At 48.3% G+C, this 19,480-nt stretch carries 26 protein-coding genes; 24 read left to right on the top strand and 2 right to left on the bottom strand.

Annotated elements, in window-relative coordinates; translation table 11 throughout:
- Positions 1-7 precede the first annotated feature (7 nt).
- The 14 genes from ACODJP_RS00200 to ACODJP_RS00135 all read left to right on the top strand — a co-directional run bounded on the left by ACODJP_RS00200 (position 8) and on the right by ACODJP_RS00135 (position 8,499).
- Positions 8-889, top strand: a complete 882-nt coding sequence (locus ACODJP_RS00200; protein WP_422477243.1) for a DUF1351 domain-containing protein — start codon at positions 8-10, stop codon at positions 887-889.
- Positions 890-1,324, top strand: a complete 435-nt coding sequence (locus tag ACODJP_RS00195) for a hypothetical protein (RefSeq protein WP_422477241.1) — start codon at positions 890-892, stop codon at positions 1,322-1,324.
- 2 nt (positions 1,325-1,326) lie between these two features.
- Positions 1,327-1,797: a hypothetical protein gene (locus tag ACODJP_RS00190; protein WP_422477239.1), complete on the top strand. Its 471-nt coding sequence runs from the start codon at positions 1,327-1,329 to the stop codon at positions 1,795-1,797.
- Positions 1,794-2,291, top strand: a complete 498-nt coding sequence (locus ACODJP_RS00185; RefSeq protein ID WP_422477237.1) for a hypothetical protein — start codon at positions 1,794-1,796, stop codon at positions 2,289-2,291. Before ACODJP_RS00190 ends, ACODJP_RS00185 begins: the two co-directional genes overlap by 4 nt.
- A complete protein-coding gene (locus ACODJP_RS00180) occupies positions 2,288-2,842 on the top strand; it encodes a single-stranded DNA-binding protein (protein WP_422477235.1) in 555 nt (184 codons plus the stop codon). The genes ACODJP_RS00185 and ACODJP_RS00180 overlap by 4 nt, the downstream gene beginning before the upstream one ends.
- 8 nt (positions 2,843-2,850) lie before the next feature.
- A complete protein-coding gene (locus ACODJP_RS00175) occupies positions 2,851-3,234 on the top strand; it encodes a recombination protein NinG (protein ID WP_422477233.1) in 384 nt (127 codons plus the stop codon).
- On the top strand, positions 3,231-3,476 hold the full coding sequence (locus ACODJP_RS00170; RefSeq protein ID WP_422477231.1) for a hypothetical protein: 246 nt from the start codon (positions 3,231-3,233) through the stop codon (positions 3,474-3,476). Before ACODJP_RS00175 ends, ACODJP_RS00170 begins: the two co-directional genes overlap by 4 nt.
- A complete protein-coding gene (locus ACODJP_RS00165) occupies positions 3,469-4,269 on the top strand; it encodes a hypothetical protein (protein WP_422477229.1) in 801 nt (266 codons plus the stop codon). The genes ACODJP_RS00170 and ACODJP_RS00165 overlap by 8 nt, the downstream gene beginning before the upstream one ends.
- Positions 4,259-4,981, top strand: a complete 723-nt coding sequence (locus ACODJP_RS00160; protein ID WP_422477227.1) for an ATP-binding protein — start codon at positions 4,259-4,261, stop codon at positions 4,979-4,981. The genes ACODJP_RS00165 and ACODJP_RS00160 overlap by 11 nt, the downstream gene beginning before the upstream one ends.
- Before the next feature lies 1 nt (position 4,982).
- Positions 4,983-5,360, top strand: a complete 378-nt coding sequence (locus ACODJP_RS00155) for a hypothetical protein (protein WP_422477225.1) — start codon at positions 4,983-4,985, stop codon at positions 5,358-5,360.
- Positions 5,360-5,692 carry a hypothetical protein gene (locus ACODJP_RS00150; protein ID WP_422477223.1) on the top strand — a complete coding sequence of 111 codons (333 nt, stop codon included), beginning with the start codon at positions 5,360-5,362 and terminating at the stop codon, positions 5,690-5,692. Before ACODJP_RS00155 ends, ACODJP_RS00150 begins: the two co-directional genes overlap by 1 nt.
- A 48-nt stretch (positions 5,693-5,740) precedes the next feature.
- Entirely contained in the window at positions 5,741-6,268 is a 528-nt protein-coding gene (locus ACODJP_RS00145; RefSeq protein WP_422477221.1) for a hypothetical protein, read from the top strand.
- Positions 6,249-7,826, top strand: a complete 1,578-nt coding sequence (gene terL / locus ACODJP_RS00140) for a phage terminase large subunit (RefSeq protein ID WP_422477219.1) — start codon at positions 6,249-6,251, stop codon at positions 7,824-7,826. The genes ACODJP_RS00145 and terL overlap by 20 nt, the downstream gene beginning before the upstream one ends.
- Before the next feature lie 64 nt (positions 7,827-7,890).
- A complete protein-coding gene (locus ACODJP_RS00135) occupies positions 7,891-8,499 on the top strand; it encodes a hypothetical protein (protein WP_422477217.1) in 609 nt (202 codons plus the stop codon).
- On the opposite strand, the gene ACODJP_RS00130 is transcribed toward ACODJP_RS00135, so the two are convergent.
- Together ACODJP_RS00130 and ACODJP_RS00125 are read right to left on the bottom strand one after the other, a co-directional pair.
- Positions 8,485-8,673, bottom strand: a complete 189-nt coding sequence (locus tag ACODJP_RS00130) for a hypothetical protein (RefSeq protein WP_422477215.1) — start codon at positions 8,671-8,673, stop codon at positions 8,485-8,487. The two genes, ACODJP_RS00135 and ACODJP_RS00130, sit on opposite strands and share 15 nt — an antisense overlap.
- A 47-nt stretch (positions 8,674-8,720) precedes the next feature.
- Positions 8,721-8,930, bottom strand: coding sequence for a hypothetical protein (locus tag ACODJP_RS00125; RefSeq protein ID WP_422477213.1), 210 nt, complete (start codon positions 8,928-8,930; stop codon positions 8,721-8,723).
- A 148-nt stretch (positions 8,931-9,078) separates the two neighbouring features.
- On the opposite strand from ACODJP_RS00125, the gene ACODJP_RS00120 reads away from it, so the two are divergent.
- Genes ACODJP_RS00120 through ACODJP_RS00075 form a run of 10 tightly spaced genes read left to right on the top strand, consistent with a single transcriptional unit; the run spans position 9,079 to position 19,476 of the window.
- Positions 9,079-10,755, top strand: a complete 1,677-nt coding sequence (locus ACODJP_RS00120) for a portal protein (RefSeq protein WP_422477211.1) — start codon at positions 9,079-9,081, stop codon at positions 10,753-10,755.
- Entirely contained in the window at positions 10,752-11,024 is a 273-nt protein-coding gene (locus tag ACODJP_RS00115; RefSeq protein WP_422477209.1) for a hypothetical protein, read from the top strand. The genes ACODJP_RS00120 and ACODJP_RS00115 overlap by 4 nt, the downstream gene beginning before the upstream one ends.
- Before the next feature lie 20 nt (positions 11,025-11,044).
- A complete protein-coding gene (locus tag ACODJP_RS00110; protein WP_422477207.1) occupies positions 11,045-11,797 on the top strand; it encodes a hypothetical protein in 753 nt (250 codons plus the stop codon).
- A gap of 12 nt (positions 11,798-11,809) precedes the next feature.
- Positions 11,810-12,826 (top strand): major capsid protein, encoded by a 1,017-nt coding sequence (locus ACODJP_RS00105; protein WP_422477205.1) that lies wholly within the window; start codon positions 11,810-11,812, stop codon positions 12,824-12,826.
- A gap of 12 nt (positions 12,827-12,838) precedes the next feature.
- A complete protein-coding gene (locus ACODJP_RS00100) occupies positions 12,839-13,237 on the top strand; it encodes a hypothetical protein (RefSeq protein WP_422477203.1) in 399 nt (132 codons plus the stop codon).
- Positions 13,237-13,398, top strand: coding sequence for a hypothetical protein (locus ACODJP_RS00095; protein ID WP_422477201.1), 162 nt, complete (start codon positions 13,237-13,239; stop codon positions 13,396-13,398). The genes ACODJP_RS00100 and ACODJP_RS00095 overlap by 1 nt, the downstream gene beginning before the upstream one ends.
- A gap of 39 nt (positions 13,399-13,437) precedes the next feature.
- The gene (locus ACODJP_RS00090; RefSeq protein WP_422477199.1) at positions 13,438-13,968 is read left to right on the top strand and encodes a hypothetical protein; all 531 of its coding nucleotides are present in this window, start codon (positions 13,438-13,440) and stop codon (positions 13,966-13,968) included.
- Between the two features lies 1 nt (position 13,969).
- A complete protein-coding gene (locus ACODJP_RS00085; RefSeq protein WP_422477197.1) occupies positions 13,970-15,574 on the top strand; it encodes a hypothetical protein in 1,605 nt (534 codons plus the stop codon).
- Positions 15,574-16,347 carry a hypothetical protein gene (locus ACODJP_RS00080; protein ID WP_422477195.1) on the top strand — a complete coding sequence of 258 codons (774 nt, stop codon included), beginning with the start codon at positions 15,574-15,576 and terminating at the stop codon, positions 16,345-16,347. The genes ACODJP_RS00085 and ACODJP_RS00080 overlap by 1 nt, the downstream gene beginning before the upstream one ends.
- Positions 16,348-16,356: 9 nt before the next feature.
- Positions 16,357-19,476, top strand: coding sequence for a hypothetical protein (locus tag ACODJP_RS00075; protein ID WP_422477193.1), 3,120 nt, complete (start codon positions 16,357-16,359; stop codon positions 19,474-19,476).
- Positions 19,477-19,480: the final 4 nt, after the last annotated feature.

Below are 19,480 nucleotides of genomic sequence, written 5' to 3'. Positions count from 1 at the left end.
GATCCTTATGGAAAACAAAGAATTGATACCCGTCATCCAAGTAGTGGATGGGAAGATACAGGATAATCTTGATGTACTCGAGACAAAGGTGAAAGCAATAGCCGAACAGTATAAGGGGTTGGTGGTCACCGATATATCCGATGCAAAGAAAACATTGGCGAATCTGAGAGGACTGTTCAATAAGATCAACGATGAGAAGATAACTGCGAAGAAGATCTTCATGGCTCCCTTCGAAGAAGTCGAAAAGAAGATCAAGGAATTCAAGAATATACTCGACGAACCTATCATTGGTATCGACCAGCAGATCAAGGAAAGTGAGCAACAGGTCCGGGAGGAAAGGGGAGTCGTTATCGATGCATTGCTTGATCAGGCTTCAATTGAGTTCGATGCAGTGATGAAGGAGTTCTTCAACTCTACGAGTTGGAGGAAGGATCCTGCTTGGCTTCAAGAGAAATTCTGGACACCCAAAGGCAATCCCACGACCAAGCTCAAGGAAGAGATTGGTACGAAGGTGAATACCTGCAGGGATGGAATCCTTACGATCCTTTCGGTAGCTGGTGAGTTCACAGACCAGATACTTGATGCATTCAAGACTTCAGGAAATCTCGGTCAGTCGTTGAGTCTACTTGAGGAGAAAAAGAGAGCCAAGGAACAAGCCGAAGCTTTCACGAAATCAGTTGAACAATCAGAGATCCCGGTAGCCGAAGTACCTACGCACGATGAAATCCCTTCTTTCATGAAGGAGGAGGATCTTCCATCATTCATGACCCATTCACCGAGTGTTCCACAGAAGAAAGAAGTCCTCGTCCGTTTTCTTTGCACAGATGCCGAATTCATGAAGGTGCGTTCTGCTTTGTCGATTGCTGGAATCGCATACGAGGTGCTCTAGATGAAGGTTTCTTGGACTGCGAAACGGGATACGGTGGCGCTGGTTGCTCCACGTGATATCAAACCGAAATTGGATCAGATCTTCCAGACTTCGGATGATAAGCACAATGGACACATCACCATTACCATCGAGACGGTTCGCAAACCAAGGACTACCGGACATCGATCCCAATCCCACCATCTGAATGGTCACATCCAGCAGATTGCAGAATACACGGGAATGCCCTTCGAGCTGATCAAGCTGGAAGTGAAACATAGGGCGGTGGAGATGGGATATCCAATGTTGTTGAAGTTGGATGGCACGGTACAGACCGATATCTATGGCCGTGTCATGGGAATATCCGAAGCTGATTCATCAACACAGGAATGCGCAATTCTTATCGAGACTGCGCATATGGTGGCTTCGGAAGTAGGAATCAAATTACAAGAGGAATAGTCATGGATATTACGAAAATCAAAATCGATACCAAGATGGTGCTTGTCGATTATTCGACCGAGGTCGGAGACTTTCGCATCAAGACCGAAGAGGATCCTTCACAGGATCTGACTGCAGCTATTGGAAGACTCAAGGGAATCTTCCTCAGACGGATGGAGTTCGAGACTGTCCAGGACAAGGTCATGGTCAATGGATTCGAATCCGGAAAGGACGATACAGGGTTATGGTATCGCCTTACCGGGATCTATACAGCCAATCTTGTCGGACACAAGATCACTACACCGAAGATACGCCTATCAAATGATCCCGAGTTCTGGGAGGGAAAGGATCCCGACGAATGGCCGGGATTCATGGATGCTGATGAGACTGAGAAGATGTTGGCTGCAGTGGAAGAGACCGAAGAGTTTGTGAAAGGCAAGAGGGCGCAACTTCCTCTGGACGAACAGAGTGAACTGCTCGGGGAGGATGTATGAAGAAGCTGATTGCAATTGATCCAGGTCCTGTACAAAGTGGGATTTGTGTCATCGATGCCGAAACGTATAACCCAATAAAAGCGGTAAAAATTGAAAATGCCATGGTTATGGAGATTCTTGCACCACACATACATGGAAATACTTTGGTGGTGATCGAGATGGTAGCCCACTATGGAACCGGAATGCCAGCTGGAAAGGATGTTTTTGAGACCTGCGTATGGATCGGACGGTTCATCGAACAGTTTACCCAAAAATATTTGGTTGTCGAAACTTTACCAAGGAAGAGCGTGAAGATGAATCTCTGCAATTCAGTCAGGGCTAAGGACAGCAACATCAGACAAGCGCTGGTTGATAGATTCGCACCCGGAAAACGCAACTATGGAAAAGGGACTAAAGCCCAACCTGGATTCTTCTATGGCTTCTCTGCGGATGCATGGCAAGCCTATGCATTGGGCATCACCTACATCGACATGAAAAGGAGCAAAGCAATATGAGTGCGGATATCAACCAAATCATCCTAGTGGGAAGACTCACTCGGGATGCAGAATTGAAATATACGAACAGTGGGACGGCAGTCTCGAACCTGTCCATCGCATGCAACGAATCCATGAAGCAACAGGATGGATCGTGGCAAGACCAAGGTCATTTCTTTGAACTGGCACTTTGGGGAAAGCAAGCGGAAGGTTTGCAGCAATACCTCACCAAAGGCAGACAGATCGCTATCCAAGGCAGATTGAAACAACAGACATGGACAGACCAACAGACCGGACAGAACAGAAGCAAAGTAGTGATCAACGTGCAGAATTTGGAGCTCTTGGCTGCTCCCGCAAATTCACAGAACAACTATCAAGTGAATAACGGTTATCCAAATCATGCTGCGCAACAACATCCTCAGGGATATCCAACGTCACCACCTCCACAACAGGTTCCATCACCACAACAAAGGAATTTCGATGGATTCAACCAACAACCGGGATTCGATCCTCCGGCAGGTCCACAGGGTTTCCCGGGTCCTGAGCATTTCAACGACGACATTCCATTCTGAGGTGCCCCATGAATTATAGAACCAAGGCACTTACTGCCTTCTGTAAGCTTCGTCGCTTGCAGGAGGCCAATGAAGCAGGATATGTGCAGTGCGTCACATGCGGGAAACTAGTGAAGTGGAACGAATGTGATGGAGGTCACTTCATCCATCGTCGTTTCCGTGGGACTGAGGTAGAACACGACAATGTATGGCCTCAATGTGTCTCTTGCAACAGGTTTGGAAGCATCACGCAAAAAGAATATGCAAGAAAACTGATAGAGAAGATTGGGGAAGAACGTGTGAATGATCTAGTCGCATTGAAGTATGAAAGTTTCCCGTGGAGATCCTATAAGGTAATGGCGGAGAAATACGATGCGGAAATCCGGAGATTGAGAAAGGAGAAGGGACTGTGAGCTATTCATTGACACAAGCTGTGATCGACATGCTCAAGGACTGGCCGGAAGGTGAAACTCGAAGCCTGAAGCAGATGAGCAGGTTAACGGAACGTAACCTCAGGAAGCATGGGATTGCTGATGATGCATTGGATTCAGTTGTGAGTGCACGGGTAAGGGAGCGCAAGGCTCTTTTCGGGATTGTCTCTATCAGGGGCATCAGTCGATATCGGAAAGTCTCCAAGGAGAGTAGTCATGGCTAAAGATGACATGCGCCTCAGCCTGAATTTCGTTGACCATCCCAAGGTACGGAAGATTATCCGAAGATGCGGGTATGAAGCTTTTTACGGACTGATCAAGCTCTACTCTATCGCAGGAAGAATGTACACTGACGGTCTTCTCAAAGGATTCGATCTTGAAGATATCGAAGACCTTGCAGACTGGCATGGTGAGACAGGATCATTCGGTTCTACTCTTGTTGATGTAGGGCTTATCGATGAGACAGAGGAAGGATTCTATCTTCACGACTGGGAAGAGCATCAGCCTTGGATAATCGGATCGGAAGAGCGAAGTGAGAAAGCAAAGAAGGCGGCTGAGGCAAGATGGAACAAGGGTGAAGACAGCCAAAACGATGCTCAAAATGCTGACAGCATGCAAGATGCATGCGGCGAGCATGCTAGTGGCAATGCGGTTAGCATGCTAAACCCATGCCCTAGTGCCCCTTCTCCTTCTCCTACTCCTAAGAATAATATACCCCCCCTAGATACTAAAGTATCTATCCCCCCCAAGGGGAAGAATCACACAAAATTCTTCAAACCAACAGTGGAGGAGATCTCAGCCTACTGCCAAGAGCGCAAGAACGAGGTGGATCCTCAGAAGTTCTGGGATTTTTACGAATCGAAGGGCTGGAAGGTCGGAAAGAATCCGATGAAGGACTGGAAGGCAAGCGTCCGTACCTGGGAGAAGAGTGAGCTTCCTCGTGGTCGTGCCAGTCCTGGCAAGACATGGCGACCGGAAGGCTACGAATTCGATTCAGGAGGGTACGATGAGCTTTGAACCATGTCCGAGAGGAAAGAGATTCGATCAACAATCTGCAGAGATCCATGCATCGAGCCGAGTATATGAGATTCTCGTCAAACTGGAGCGGGAAACTGGTAAACAGAGCACTCCCCAGGAGGAGGATGCGCTGATCGATGAGATGGTGCGGTCCGAACGGGAGGCCTATGAGCGAGAGTTGTTCGCATCCCGATTGGAGACGATTCCACTGCGTTATCGTAACCAGACCTTCGCAGACTATGTGTGCCAAAACGATCGTGATAAGGCGATTGTGAAGCATATGGCCTCAGGGAGATCCGGGATTCTCCATGGTTCGAACGGGACAGGCAAAACGATGTTGGCTTTCTGTGCAATCCGGAAGCAATGGGAAGCCGGAAGGTATGCCCAGTACATCCTTGCTGCCGATTACTTCGATCTCATTCGATCCTCGTTCAACGGGGGAGATCCGTTGAAAGTTCTCAGGGATTTTACCGATTACGACTACCTAGTTGTGGACGAGATCGACAAGAAGCATGGGACCCAGACCGAGTTCGTGTACCTGTATCGGCTGATCAATGATCGGTACAACGAGATGAAGCCGACAGTCCTGATTTCGAATTCGAATCGAAAGGATCTGGAGAGTGTCATAGGGATATCTGCTTTCAGCCGGGTAGCCGGGGAGGGCAAGATCATAGAATTCACCGGAGAAGACTACCGGAAGAAGAGAGGCTGATGTGACAATTAGGGAATTACAAAACAAGGCTTTCGGGAATGCGTTGCAGCATGGATTTCACCACAAGGAGCAGAGTCTGGGAGAATTGCTCTGTCTGATACACAGTGAGCTCAGCGAAGCTCTTGAGGCGGACAGGAATGGCAAGCGGGCTGATCTTGAACGGTATCGGAAGGTGATTGAGAAATTCTCCCATAGTCCTAAGAAATGTCATTCGTCCTTTGAGTTCTTTGTGAAGGATACGGTGGAGGATGAGTTGGCCGATGCTATGATCAGGATCGCCGACCTGGCGGGGTATCTGGGAATCGATCTCGAGGCACATGTACTGGAGAAGATGAAATACAACAAGAGGCGACCTCGGTTGCATGGGAAGGCGTATTGATGAAACTGTTGATAATGAAAGACGGAAAGGTGTTTGCTGAAGCAAATGGACAGAAGAAGGCTGCAGAGTTGTTGGGGTGGACCGAAGAGCAGGTATCCGAGGTAATCCGAAAAGGATCAGCCATCGATGGAATTACCTTGGACTATCCTCTCACTCGGGACCGGATTGGGAGTGTCGTTTGTGCTTACACGAGTACAACAGTACATCGTTACAGATCTCTCTCTGAGTGTGCAAGAGCTTACGGGATGGCCAGAAGTAGGATCGAGAAGCTCATAGAGACAGGTGCTACTGCAGATGATGGGATTACCACGTTCGATATCCCCTTGAGTTAACTGCTCGAAGTGAGAACACGCAACTTCTGAAATGTGCAAGGATAAGCTATGGACGCATGGGAGAAGCAAGAAGGCGAGACAGCATTGGCATACGAGTGGTTCTGTCGATATCGGGATATGGGGCGGACTCGTTCTCATGCGGCACTATGTCATGCCTATGGTAGGAAGGAATCCTATAGGTCTCAATTGCAGGTTTGGTCTAAACGGAATAATTGGGTATCTCGGGTTGAAGCCTATGAACTTCATCTCGAAGAGCAAAAGCGTCACGAAATGGAAAGCGAACAGGTCAAGGCAGCACGGGAACATATCCAACTTGCTGACGAGGTGATGGAAGTATTGCTGATGAAACTTGCTTGCCTTCGTGAGTCTGATATCAACGCAACCCAATGGAAGAATCTTGCCGAGTTTGCAGTCAAGACCAAGCGTGATGCGTTGGGAATTGCCGAGAAGCATGATGTGTCCGGATCCATCGATGTGAACGACAAGACTGCATTGCGTATCAGTAAGGAATTCCTAGAACGTACTGAACGCTTGTTGGCGCTACGAGGAGAGGGCGATGGTGACATCTCCTCGTGAGAAGTTCATCCTCCAATGCAAACAGATCATGGAGGATTATGAACAGCAGGGAAAGATGGAGGAGATGCGCCAATGGATGCGTCTCATGGTCAGGAAGGATATCTTCTTCCTGGCTGTCTTTGTATGCGAACGGGAAGATATAAACCGGGATTGGCTGTATAACCGATGTCTGGAGGTGCAGACCAATCCTGACGGGTATCTGGATATCTGGGCTCGTGAGCACTATAAAAGTACCATCATCACATGGCTTAAAACCATCCAAGATATCCTCATCGATGCAGAGGAAAGGATCTGTATCTACAGCTTCAACCAGACGCTGGCGAAGTCCTTCGTATCCCAGGTTAAGACAGAGTTGGAATCCAACTGGCGCTTGAAGTGGTTGTTCCCAGAGATCCTTTGGGAAGATCCCCTGAAAGGTACGTATATCGATGAAGAGGGGAAAAGACAACGAATTCCCTGGACTACCGACTCCATCCGGGTAAAACGCAAGAACAGGGCGAAAGAGGATACCCTCACTGCTTCTGGTCTGGTAACTGGGCAGAAGACAGGTGGACACTACACGATCCTTGTGTACGACGATGTGGTTACCCTTGATTCGGTGACATCCCCTGAGATGATAGAACGGACCACACAAGCTTTCCAAATGTCGCTCAATACGGGTGCGAGTGCTCCTGGAAAGCCTGTGCGTATCAGGATCATCGGTACCCGATACCATTATGCCGATACGTATGCTGAAATCATTAAGACCAAGACTGCAGTTCCCCGGGTGTATCCGTGTGTGGATGAACTCGGCAATCCAGTGTTGTTGTCCAAGGAGATATTGTCCAAGCGAAAAGCTGCGTTAGGTTCATGGGTATTCGCTTCTCAGATGATGTGTGATCCAAGACAGTCCAGCAACATGGGCTTCTTGAAAGAATGGATCAAACCATGGGTTCCGACCATCTACGAGAACTTGAATCGACTAATTCTCATCGATCCTGCCGACAAGGTGAAACGTAAGTCGGACTACACAGTCATGTGGGTGATCGGCCTTGGCGCTGATAGAAATTACTACGTTATTGACGTGGTTAGAGATAAACTTTCACTCACTGGAAGAACCAACGCTCTATTCATGCTCCATCAGAAATACCGTCCCCAACTGGGTACTTTCTACGAGGAAGTGGGAATGCAAGCCGATATCCAACACATCGAGGAGCAGATGGCTCTGAGGAACTATCGGTTCCCCATCTATGCTGTGAAGGCTACCAGTGCCAAAGGTTTACGTATCGAAGCGCTCGAACCGTTGTTCCGTCAGCAACGGATCTATATGCCGGAGGTGGTGTGGCGTAAGAACTGGGAAGGTAATACGGTCAATATCATCGAAGAGTTTGTTATCGATGAGTATCTAGCTTATCCGTATGCCAGTCACGACGATATGCTCGACGCTTTGAGCAAGTTGACCGATGATCAGGTTATTCCGTTCCTGTCGTTCCCGGATCTGATATCAGCTGAAGAGTTGTTGCGTCAGCGATTGTTGGGTAGTCGTGAGCTTGAGGAAACTCTATATGAACCATTCTGAAGAACCCAATTATACTATACGAATTTAAGCTATAAAGCACAAATAAATGATGGTACAATGAAGTATGAAAAAAATATTGACAGTATTTACTTTAATAGTTGCTTTTTCGTTCGTGTGGGCAGCAGATAAGAATATATTAGACTCTCGATACTATTTATTTTACGATTATCAGCTCACTGTAAGGGACAAACCTGTTGATTACCCTTACCATACCAAGAAAGTCTTTAATCTAGATTTTGACACGAATGTTTTCATCCACTATTTCCCATCATATGAAGCTCATCCTATCCAATGCACTCTTACCTTTATGTACACTTACTCTAGTGAAGGAAATAATAAATACTTCGACAGCACGTTAACAATAAAGAATGAGGAGATGGAGATACAATTAACTGATGAAAATCCTCATATTCTTTTTAGTCCATCGAAAAATGGAATGCTAAATTTTACTTTTCATCTCGATGAGATTCCGGAAGCTACATTGAGGAGTATTATTGAGAATGATTCTTTCGAGGTTTATATTGATTATACAAAATTGGATATGAGTGATGCTATCATTCTACAAATCAAGAATTTCCTGAGGGATTTTCTTCTTCCTGAACTAACATATGAAGATTTTGTGTATCTCGATAGAGTTCGTGGAGTCAATGTGATAAAATCAAAAATTGATTGAATTACATTCACGTATGAGTAAATCGAAACGTATTCTGCGCTCGACAAAGTGAGTTTTAATCTTAACGATTAGTTGTCTTCTATTAGATTCAACTAGCCAATGCTGTTCCTCAGTCGGGTTCCCCTGTTCATCTTTGTCGTAAATCGTAGCCATTAAGCCGATAATCTTTCCCATCTAAGTCTCCTGACCTTATAACGTCAGGTGGATTCTTTTTGCTTCACCTAAGAACTTAATGGTGTAAGGATGGCTTCTCCCTCACTATTTTCAGTGACTTTTACCGTACAGCGCTCACCTTCACATTCAGCTTCATAGATATAAGCTTCACTTAGTTGGTTATAATCACCTGAATCCACAGGGAGTTCTTTTATTTTGTTAATCAATTTATACGATTTTCCACCAAATACATACGTTTGTCCTTGTCCAACTATCATTTTTGCCTCCAATGTAATTATTTAAATCATAACACCATTAACAAAAAATGAAAGGATAAAACGAGATGGGATAATAGTTAATATCCTGATCAATCTTATCTGCTCAAAACGACACCATCAAATTTCTACAATGTGATTCACTTGAGTTGTGGATGCAAAAACCAAACGGCTTGAAGAGCTAAAACAGTCATTGTTAAACACATTGTCCGATATGGAGAATGTGCGTAGACCAACCGAAGAGATCCGGTGGGAAGCATGCGCTTTGGTGAAGCATCGAACCACTGCATTCAATCTAGGACATTCTAAGATCAAATCGATTCCATTGCATTCCAATGTACAGGTAGAAGCTACCAATACAGCAGTGAACGGCATCATGGGATACCTCATCAGTCAGAATATCCGGTGGTTCAATTTCACCACCCAAGGAAAGAACTTCCAGAATGCTGACAACATCTTCGGAGCAAAAGATCACTTGGAGCTGGTTGTATCGACATTGCTGAATGTGTTCAGCCAGTGCAATTTCTATTCTTCAACCCATTTGGCTACCAAGGATGCGTTCGTGCAGGGCACCAGTGCAGAGTTCATCGTGGATGACCTGAAACATGGAGCTATGGTGTACGACACCATCGATCCCCAAGAGTTCTATATCAGCGAAAACGACAATCGTCGTGTGGATACGTTCTACCGGGTGTATGAGATCCCAGCGAGGATTGCCTACAAGAAGTGGGGTGAGAAGCTTCCTGAAGAAGTGAAGCGCCTGATCAAGAACAATGCCGGGCATCAGAAAATCAAGTTCCTCCATGCCATCTATCCTCGCAAGGATGCCTTGGCTAGGAATGGCAATGCGATCATTTCCACACGCAAGCAATATGCTTCAGTCCATTACAGCTATACCGGGGACAGGGTGTTCCTGGAAAGTGGCTACGATGAATTCCCCGTTGCTGTGCATCGCTGGTTCCTGAATGGGACGAGTCCTTATGGAAGTTCTCCGGTCATCGAGTTGGCCGAGGAGATCAAGAAGTTGGACAAGATGGCATACCTGTACTTGATGGCAGCAGACAAGAATGCCAACCCTCCGATATTCGCACCCGAGGTCCTCAAGGGTAGGTTGAATCTAAATCCGGGCGGGCGCAACTATGCGAATCTAGCGCAGACAGGAGAGCCGAAGCTCTTTCCGTCCACATTGGATCTGAACCACCTGGCCAATGAGATCCAGATGCAGACTAGGGTGATCCAACAATCGTTGTATTCCGATCTGTTCAATATCCTGATGCGTCAGGATCAACAGAGGACAGCCACGGAAGTCCGAGAAATCAAAGGAGAGGGGTTGGTCCTCTTGTCCTCAATCATAGGCAATATGCAAGAGGAGAAGATCACTCCGCTCATCATGCGCACTTATCATATCCTGCGAAAAGGAGGGATGCTTCCGCCACCTCCTGATGAACTGGTCAATGCTTCCAAAGATGGACAGGTCAAGGTGGAGTTGGATGGGCCTCTTGCCCAGAACATGAAGGCATACCATCAGACGGTAGGGATCACACAAGGTATGCAAGCCTTGGCAGCTGTGATGCAGTTGAATCCCGATTCCCAGGTGAATGTGAACTTCGATGAACTCATAAGACAGGCCATGAGTGCCAATGGTATGCCACAGCCCATTATCCGTGAAAAAGCCGAAGTGAAGAAAATCAAGGAACAGCAACAGAAGATACTCGAACAACAGGCACAAGCCCAACAGATGCAAGCCCAAGCCGATGCGATGGGCAAACTTTCGCATACGAACGGTACAGGTGCACAACAGATGATGCAGGGAGTGGTCGGTAGATGATCAACAGGGAACAGCAGATAGATCGGGAGACCTTGAGCAAACGCAATGCACTGAAGAATGTGTATCGCACCCAAGAGGGCAAGTATGAGTTGGCAAGAACACTTCGTGAATGTGGTGTATTCGATCAAATTTCCTGTGAGCCGGGAGCGGTAGAGTTGAGGAATTTCGGTATCCGGAAGATGGAGGACCTGGGATTGCTCGATGAGGAGTCTTTGGTTGATCTCATCGATTGGATGCTCAGTCATGAATGGAAAAACCCGGTCGATTGACCGGAGAAAGGAGAATAGCGATGGATGTGAACAATGGGACCAACACTGGTGTAGAACCTGATGCCAAGGGGGCGCCTGAAGCTGATGGGATGGAACAGCAGGGGCTTGGGGAACCTGAGGGAAGCCAAAGCGGTGGTGAACATACCCTTGAGGGAAATGAGGGCACGACCAGTCCTGCGTGGATGGCACAGCTTCCGAATGACCTGAAGAATGAGTCCGACCTCCAGCAATACGCATCGCTGGCGGATTTCGTACGCAGTACGAGAGGGGCGAAACCTGATGGGAGCGAGGAAGGTGAAGGCGCTTCAAAGGAAACAGAGCCCATAGAGTATGAAGAATTCGAAAAGAGTCTGGATGCGGATAGTGATCCATTCGGAGTCATCTCCGATTCCCTGAAGACTACGTTGCAGAGTTCGGGAGTACCGAAGGAAGTAGCTGAGAAGGTATTCGATGCGCTCTCCGAGGCTCAGAACGGTTCGATGCAAAAACTGGTGGAGAAAGGGAAGGATTGGTGCGAAGCACAGCTTAAAAAGAGTTGGGCAGACCAGTACGAGAGCAAACGCAAAGCAATGTCACGGGCATACATAGCTCTGGTCCAGAAGGACAAGGACCTTGCTAGTGCATTGGATCGTACCGGAGCGAGTATCAATCCAGCGGTGGCTGAATTGCTCTCGAGGATCGGTGAATCGATAGAGGAAGACGGTTCTATCGGGAGCAATACGACAGGATCAAATGGACGGAACCCACGGGTTCCCGTTCGTTATCCAGACTGATAGGAGGCCAGAATGCCTGATTATTTGACTTTTGCGGATGTAGCGGCCGCAACACACAACGAGGACCTTGTCCCCGTAGTAAATGAGGTGACTCAGCGGGTCACCATGTGGAACGATGCTCCTTGGAAATCCTCCAGCGACATGTTGCGGGATATCGGAGGGCGTGAAGGAGCTCCACCCAGAGGTACATGGGTAGGAGTGGATGAAGGTGCCAAACCCAACAAGGGATCGATGGAGAAGTATACCGAAGAGCTCGGTATGATCGAATCCTGGTCAAGATCCCTTAAGAAGGTGATGGCGCTTTCTCCCCACGATAAGGAACTCAGATGGCGTGAGGACAGTCGTCACCTGAGGGGACTCGGACTGGATCTTGAAGAAGCCTTGCTGTATGGCAACCGCAATCAGGATCCTAGGAAATTCCTTGGATTCATGCCCCGGTTCAGTGAGCTCACCGATATCGACGGTGTATCGTTGACTCGAGAAGCAGAGCTTCCCTTTATCACCATTGGTGCGGGTGGAGACAATGCGAACGGCATGTCCTCCATTCTCATGGTGTATTGGGATACCGACGAAGGTGCCCACCTGATGTACCCGAGCCACAAGAAGGACAACGGTATGGAATTCACTGCATATCCGTATGTAGCGGAAACCCAGCCGGACGGAACCATCATCGAGGTTGCAAAGACCAAGTACGCTTGTACTGCAGGTCTCGGGATCGCCAACCGAAAGAGTGTCATCCGTATCGCCAATATCGACAACGACCCTGCCAACCTTTTGGATAACATGGGCAAGCTCGAAGCGGCGATCTATGACGCATTCGCAGCGATGCCAGTGGACTTCCAAGGAAGGGTGAAGTTGTATGCGAACAACCGCACACTCGCTTCCATGCGCAAGGCCTTCGCCAAGCGGATCGTTCCGGCAAAGTATGTTGACAGCGTCCCGAAGAATGCGATCGGGGATGTGATGTTCGACTCGTTCATCATTCGCAGATGTGACTCGATGCTTGCGACCGAGTCCAAGATTGCTTGAGGAGGTGATCCAATGCTGATTGAGAAAACTCGGGCTGCATTCGACCCGATCGTGCTCCCACTGACCAATGTGGGAGCGAATTCCACCCAGAACGGGGTGGAGATTGACTTCGATGCCAAGAACCAGATGGTAGAGACCAATGAGGTTCTGGAGGTGTATTTAACGGAGAAGGCGACATCTGCAGGTTCTCCCACTTTGCAGGTCATCGTGGAGACCAAGAATCCCGAAGGAGTGTATCGCCAAGTCGCATCCGGAGAGGTTGTTCCTCTTTCTGCCTTGGTCGAGGGAGCGGTGGTGTACAAGGTCGCACTTCCAGACGGATGTGACCAGATTGTACGGGTAAGTCTGAAGAACGACACTGCTGACACCTTCACCGGAGGATCCGTCAGTGGGTTTGTGAGGCCTTTGTGATGGATACATATATCGCTAAACGGGATTGCTACTACAACGGCATGTTCCTCAAGAAGGGACAGACGTTGAAGGTGGCGAAGGGAACGGACATCACATTCAAGTTGCTTGAAAAGGTGTCCACGGATGAGCCTGTCGAGAAAAAGACAGCCTCGAAGAAATGATAGTGGGGGCTTCGGCCCCCTGTTCTCCAGGAGCATGGCATGACCGAATTGGAGTTGTTCAACATCACGCTCTCACTGTTCGATAGGGAAATCACGCAATCCGATTTGGATAGTGCAACCCCATCCAGAGAGATCCGGCTGTGCAGGTTGTATCTCCCCTTTGCGAAAGTCAGGGCGATGCGTGAATTCGATTGGTCATTCTTGGTCGTTCAACTTCCTTTGGATACGTCGGATGATGATGGTGGTTCCAGAGGGTATTTACATGGATACAGGCTACCTGAAGGTTATCTGAAGGTGGTGCATGCGTTCACCGATTTTCCCTATGAGGTAGCCGGAGGTAGGATCTATACCGATCTGGAGGATCCTATGGTGTATGGAATCATGGAGGAGTTGCCCAGTGAGCACGTGCCGAAGGATTTCTACGAATTGGTCGCCTATGCATTGGCATATGAAATTGCGCAATTACTGGTTCCCGATGGAAAGATGGACAATGTGGTCCTCCAAAGATACACATGGGCTTCCAGTGGGTTGATTTCTGCCGAATGCCACAACAACAGCAGGGAGGCCTGATATGGCCGACGTGTTGGTCAACAACTTCACTTCTGGTGAGGTTTCTCCGAAATTGGGAGGAAGACCTGATCTGGGTATCTACCATAGTGGAGTTTCAAAGTTGGAGAATTTCCTGATCATGATCCAAGGAGGAGTAACCCGTAGACCGGGTACGGTCCTGCTTGAAACATTGGAAGGGGAGTGTCGAATCATTCCCTTCACAATCAGTGTCCATCTTTCGTTCTTGGTTGAGCTTTCCAATCAGAAATTGAGCATCCGATACTCGGACGGTTCGTTGTATCCGCTCATGTATGAGGGAAATCCTGTGGAGGGATTCCCTGTACCGTACCTTGCGGACGAGCTACCTGAAGTGCAGTTCACCCAAGATTACCAGACTCTGTATCTTGCTCATCGGAACCATCCACCCAAGATGCTTACCTATATCGGCGGTTCTTTCATGTGGTCCACCTTGGAACCTACCACCGATTCGAAGTATGCAGGAATGTTCCAGAGTGCGGGCAACTACCCGGGATGCGTGGCATATTGTTCGAACAGATTATGGTTTGCCTCCAGTGAGAACCATCCATATCGACTATGGGCTTCAAGACCATTTGTCACACACGATTTTAGGACATTCGATATCGTGACTTCGGTTGATAAGGTGATCAAGGATGCGCCATGGCCGGAAGGATGGGAAGAAGACCAAAGTTTAATATACGAGGATCAGACTATCATTCGAGAAGTGACCAGTGCAGACAATGCCATGGTACTCGAGGTCGGTTCGAACCGAAACGACAGGATAGAATGGCTGACCGTGGGGCAGAACCTTCTGGTGGGGACTTCGAGTGGGGAATGGATCATGCCGGGTAATATCGATGCGCTGAATCAGTCGATCATGCAGGTCTCGGCATACGGTAGTGCTTCCTTGCAAGCAATGAATGTCAATGAGGATGTCCTGTTCATCCAGTCGGGAAAGAAACGATGCCGTGGGTATGTGATGTCCAATGGTGGATACTCTTCTCCGGATATCAGTTACACAGCCGACCATATCCTCTCAAGTGGTGTGCGGGAATGGGCATTCCAAAGGGTTCCCGAACCCCGGGCGTACATGGTGCTCAATGACGGGACCATGGCGGTCCTGTCCTACAACAAGCTTTATCAGATCCAAGGGTGGTCCCAATGGACCTTCTCTGGCTTGGTGGAGTCTGTTGCAGTCCTGGATACTCCGACAGGACAAAGTGTCTGCATCGTAATCAATCGAAATGGTACTCGAGCGATAGAACGGTTCGATGAGGATTCGAACGTCCATAGCGACCAACACAATACCGATACACCAGATCCTTTCGATTCGATACTTGTCTCCAACAGGTTCGAGACGCAGTTGGAGAGTGGTTCCTCCATTGGTAAAAGCAAGAAGGTCTCGAAAGTCGTGTTGCGTCTGCTGGAGAGTGGGGCTTTCATGGCTGGTTACAACGGGTTGGAGACTTATAGCAAGCATATACAAGAAGGGGATGTGGCCATTCGTTTAGGTGGTGGTTATGACAAGGAATTGAAGATGGAGGTCCGGTCGATTGGAGACGAACCCCTCACCATCCTTGCGATGGTGTACGCCTTGGAGGTGGCCTGATGAGTTTGCTTTTGATAGGAGCTATCGCAGGAGGTGCTCTCGGACTTGCAAGCGGTGTGTCCAAATCCAAACAGCGTGAGGCTGAATACCGTGACAAATTGGAAGATCTGAATCGACAGAAACAGGTTCTGGACACGCAATTCAACCAAGCTAAAGAGAGCCATCAACTGGCGACCACCCAAGCAAAAGAGCAGGTATCCGAAGCCAATGCGGAGCTGGACCTTCTTGGACAGGAGACTATCGACAACCGGGATATGGCGTTGGAACAGACTTCCAAGGCGGGTTCGATGCAAAGCGAGGTCAACGCCATGCAGTTGGCGACCTTGGCTGTCCAGAATACCCAACAGGCTGGTGATGCACGACAACAAGCTGCGACCAGTGGATTTCGTGGAACTGGATCAGCGCTGAATCTGGTGGACAATGCTAAAAGGTCAGCCCAGTCCGCTACTTCCCAAGCCAAGATGCAAAGCAAGCTGTCTAATTACCAAACCTATGCCTCTGCGGTGAGCAATTATACATCCGCCAACCAACAAGCTGCAGCATACGCCCGAAAAATTGATCAGAACAAAAATGAATTGGACCGTCAACTGACCAAATTAGACCAGAACCTGTCCCATACACAGGATATGTATCAATTGCAGGGAGGGTATCTGGCTTCGGATATCGAGTACTTGAAGAGTGAAGGCAAGGATGCTTTGAAGGATGCCCAGTTATGGGATATCGCAGGTGGAACTTTAGGTGGAGCCCTCAATGGTGCGGGCATGTTCGCATAGGAGAATAGGATGGGCATCAGATCGTATGTAGAAGGAATGAAGGCGGATAGTGTACAGAATGCCACTAATCTCGGTTGGAGTGCGTTGGGGATAGCCGCCGACATGCACAATCAAAAAAAGGCCTTGGATCAAGCAAAGGAAAAGACCGATATCACCCGGGAATACAAGGGAGCCCAAACGGCTGTGGACGAATTCCTCAACGACTTGCAGTACGATAGGGATTACCAGAACTACAACCAACGGGTCGAGGAGAAATTCTCCGAAATCGCATCCACCATCCAGGACAATCAACTCTTGAGCGACGGAGCCCGACGTGAGCTGATGGAGAGTTTTCTTCCGCAACTCAAACAGGAGACTTTGGGCAAGACATCGATTCTCAGCACCAATGCACAAATGGCGGAAATTGAAGTGGAGATCGAAGGATTCGGAGATACGGTTGCCAGTGATCCCAACAAGGGTTTCTCTGATGCGGTCTCCGACTACCGTTCCCACATCGAAGATTTGGGAATCTTCAATGATTATACTGTAGGCAAGATGGTCGAGGAATTCTCATACTCGACCGCACCACTTAAAGCCTTGCAAACACTTCAGAGTGAATACCAAGAGTATTATCTTGATGACAGTTATTCCTTGGATTCCCGGGTAAAAGAGATCGGTAGCGAAATGGAGCTCGATGCCCCACAGGAACGGGCGTTGAGGAAAAGTGTCACCGAGTTCCAGACCAATTACGATAAGAACATCGATATGCAATTCGCTCAGCAGAAGGACATCCTTCTTGGAGAGATTGCGGGAGCGAGAGACGCTGGGGAGTTGTTCGATATCGAATCGATCGATGCTTTGATAGAGCAAGTACCCGCACGACATAAACTGGAATTGTACAAGACAAAGAACACTGCGCTGGCGAACAATGACGATGTGTTGTATCAAGGTCTCAATAAGGTAATCAACGAGGGACGTGTACTTACCCAAGATGAATGGCAGCTTGTAGACATGTTCCATGATCCAAAGAAACGAGATAAGGTCTCGGAAGAAATACTTGTCAATCAAGGTAACGCTTTGCTCTCATCGGGAAAGTCTCTTGCACAGGCGAGGATGGCGATCGATCAGCAAGAAGGTCCCATATCATTGAAGAACCGTACAGAGGCTAAGGCGAGGTTAACAAAAGCATACCTTGAGCAAGAGTCGGAAGTGTCCAAGGTGGCTCAAGATTTGTTGGGCTCGGTTGGCCATACACCGATGTTCAGTCAGATTCCCCAGGGAGATTATGACCAAATGGTCAAAGCTGGCACCCGGGAAGCTCCTCCTATCGATGTGGATGAGCTACAAGTACGGGGAGAAACGTATGTGGACGAACAAGAACGTCTAGTGACGAGCTTCCTCTCAAAGAGTCCCTCGTTCAAGCTTCCGAATGCCCCTCTGACATTCGATCCTGCTATCAATACAGAACCCATTGGGAATCCTTCAGACGAAGAATCGGTTGAATCGGATCCGATCATCCAAGAAATAGCACAAGAAATCGTGGCTCGTCAAATCGAAGAGGCGATACCCGAGGGTGGAGTGGATGACGAATCTACTGGAATACCTAGCAGCCCTACTGGTTCCTCGTGGTTGGGTGCCTATGAAGAAAAGGTCGCTCAGCGTCGCAAAGAGGTTGCGCAGGAAAGACTTGCATACCAAGAGGAGTTGGATAGGCAAGCAGAGTATGTCCAGAGGCAAGCTGGTGCTCCTAAGGATGAAACACCTCAAGCGGTTAGGACCAAGTTGCATGGCGGGATGTCTCAGGTCGAGTTGGTGACCACTGCTCTCCAGAGCATCAAGGATGGTGAAGGACGATATATCGCAACAGAAGAATTGGCATTGATCAAGGACGATTCGCTTAGACAAGAGCTCACGACTCTTTCTGGAATCCGGGATTCTTTCAGTATCGACAGTCCTTTGGCTTTGGATTTCATTGACCAACTCAGACGGGATCCTACGGTCAGCGATAGCCAACTCGGAACGGCAATCAGGGATTTTGTCGAACGGGGGTTCATGAAAGCCGAGACGGGTGATCGCCTGACAAAGAAATACAGCTTCGCTCAGACCGATAGACGGGATGTGCTCACCAGAGATATCGATGAAGCGGTATCTGCTGTTTTCCCAAGAGGTGCTGGAGAATATCTTGGTAACGAAAGAAGCAGATTGAAGGAGCGTGTTTCAGAGGCTGTGGATGCGGCTATCGCCATGAATCCAGATTTGCTTGGCAAGGATTTCGCCCAACTGCAACAACAGATAGGGATCTTTGTGACTGGAGAAGCCTCTAGGGAAGTTCTGGGCAATCTCGAAAAGGTGTCAAAACTCATGTCCGAGGGGAATATTTCCCGTCGAATCGACAATCTTGAGCACAGTGATGTTTCCACTTTCCTTCAGGATGTGGAAGAAGGGCGATATGATCTGTTGATAAATTATGACTTCGTGCAACAACCAGAGATGCGCTCTAGTCGGCATGACAGTAGGGAAGTCCTTTTGGACAAGGTTGCCCAAGGGATGTCTCCATATAGGGATTTTTCCGATCTCTCTGAGAACGGAACTATGTTCGAGCGGTTCAGGGTTATTGCGAATACCAACTTCATCCTTGCAGGAGGAACGCTCGAGAAGGCTCTGACTGGATCTTTCGGTATCAAACCCTCAGACATGAAGATCGTAGGAAAGCAATGGGCATTCACAGATCCTGAAGCTGATGGATTATATTTCATCGCCACCGATACCGATGTCGAGAAACGGGGAACTCTCGGGTGGGGCATGGCTACCACAGACTATGATGGGACGAAAGGATTCATCATGTTCCGTGACTACGTGGATCCTCAGCTTGCCTATGATATCGAGAATCTTCAAGCACAGATGAGTGATCCTCTGTTCGAGCGAAAGAAAGTAGCTGCGGATCAGAACAGGAGCCAATCTCCCTTAGGTACCGGAGGGTTGGGGTATTCCCCAGTCAGAGTCCAAGAATCCTTAGACGACCGCTATTACGGGATAATCGAGGCACACGAGACGAAAACGAAAGAACTACAGGTACTCATGCATGACATCATGACCTATCGACACAACCTATTGGGTACAAGATCTGGATCGCTTCCCAAGCGTCTGTAGGAGA

The sequence above is a fragment of the Pleomorphochaeta sp. DL1XJH-081 genome, from assembly GCF_049310885.1.
GTDB lineage: Bacteria > Spirochaetota > Spirochaetia > Sphaerochaetales > Sphaerochaetaceae > CAYZJV01.
The sequence above is the reverse complement of the archived record's forward strand: the minus strand, read 5'-3'. Positions and strand labels throughout refer to the sequence as shown.

Bases quoted from the DNA above. Each gene is read 5' to 3' on its own strand.
- ACODJP_RS00100 (WP_422477203.1), top strand. From the start codon at position 12,839: ATGCTGATTGAGAAAACTCGGGCTGCATTCGACCCGATCGTGCTCCCA.
- ACODJP_RS00180 (WP_422477235.1), top strand. From the start codon at position 2,288: ATGAGTGCGGATATCAACCAAATCATCCTAGTGGGAAGACTCACTCGG.
- ACODJP_RS00175 (WP_422477233.1), top strand. From the start codon at position 2,851: ATGAATTATAGAACCAAGGCACTTACTGCCTTCTGTAAGCTTCGTCGC.
- ACODJP_RS00095 (WP_422477201.1), top strand. From the start codon at position 13,237: ATGGATACATATATCGCTAAACGGGATTGCTACTACAACGGCATGTTC.
- ACODJP_RS00150 (WP_422477223.1), top strand. From the start codon at position 5,360: ATGAAACTGTTGATAATGAAAGACGGAAAGGTGTTTGCTGAAGCAAAT.
- ACODJP_RS00200 (WP_422477243.1), top strand. From the start codon at position 8: ATGGAAAACAAAGAATTGATACCCGTCATCCAAGTAGTGGATGGGAAG.
- ACODJP_RS00085 (WP_422477197.1), top strand. From the start codon at position 13,970: ATGGCCGACGTGTTGGTCAACAACTTCACTTCTGGTGAGGTTTCTCCG.
- ACODJP_RS00115 (WP_422477209.1), top strand. From the start codon at position 10,752: ATGATCAACAGGGAACAGCAGATAGATCGGGAGACCTTGAGCAAACGC.
- ACODJP_RS00195 (WP_422477241.1), top strand. From the start codon at position 890: ATGAAGGTTTCTTGGACTGCGAAACGGGATACGGTGGCGCTGGTTGCT.
- ACODJP_RS00135 (WP_422477217.1), top strand. From the start codon at position 7,891: ATGAAAAAAATATTGACAGTATTTACTTTAATAGTTGCTTTTTCGTTC.
- terL (WP_422477219.1), top strand. From the start codon at position 6,249: ATGGTGACATCTCCTCGTGAGAAGTTCATCCTCCAATGCAAACAGATC.
- ACODJP_RS00190 (WP_422477239.1), top strand. From the start codon at position 1,327: ATGGATATTACGAAAATCAAAATCGATACCAAGATGGTGCTTGTCGAT.
- ACODJP_RS00160 (WP_422477227.1), top strand. From the start codon at position 4,259: ATGAGCTTTGAACCATGTCCGAGAGGAAAGAGATTCGATCAACAATCT.
- ACODJP_RS00105 (WP_422477205.1), top strand. From the start codon at position 11,810: ATGCCTGATTATTTGACTTTTGCGGATGTAGCGGCCGCAACACACAAC.
- ACODJP_RS00080 (WP_422477195.1), top strand. From the start codon at position 15,574: ATGAGTTTGCTTTTGATAGGAGCTATCGCAGGAGGTGCTCTCGGACTT.
- ACODJP_RS00165 (WP_422477229.1), top strand. From the start codon at position 3,469: ATGGCTAAAGATGACATGCGCCTCAGCCTGAATTTCGTTGACCATCCC.
- ACODJP_RS00145 (WP_422477221.1), top strand. From the start codon at position 5,741: ATGGACGCATGGGAGAAGCAAGAAGGCGAGACAGCATTGGCATACGAG.
- ACODJP_RS00130 (WP_422477215.1), bottom strand. From the start codon at position 8,673: ATGGGAAAGATTATCGGCTTAATGGCTACGATTTACGACAAAGATGAA.
- ACODJP_RS00075 (WP_422477193.1), top strand. From the start codon at position 16,357: ATGGGCATCAGATCGTATGTAGAAGGAATGAAGGCGGATAGTGTACAG.
- ACODJP_RS00110 (WP_422477207.1), top strand. From the start codon at position 11,045: ATGGATGTGAACAATGGGACCAACACTGGTGTAGAACCTGATGCCAAG.
- ACODJP_RS00090 (WP_422477199.1), top strand. From the start codon at position 13,438: ATGACCGAATTGGAGTTGTTCAACATCACGCTCTCACTGTTCGATAGG.
- ACODJP_RS00125 (WP_422477213.1), bottom strand. From the start codon at position 8,930: ATGATAGTTGGACAAGGACAAACGTATGTATTTGGTGGAAAATCGTAT.
- ACODJP_RS00185 (WP_422477237.1), top strand. From the start codon at position 1,794: ATGAAGAAGCTGATTGCAATTGATCCAGGTCCTGTACAAAGTGGGATT.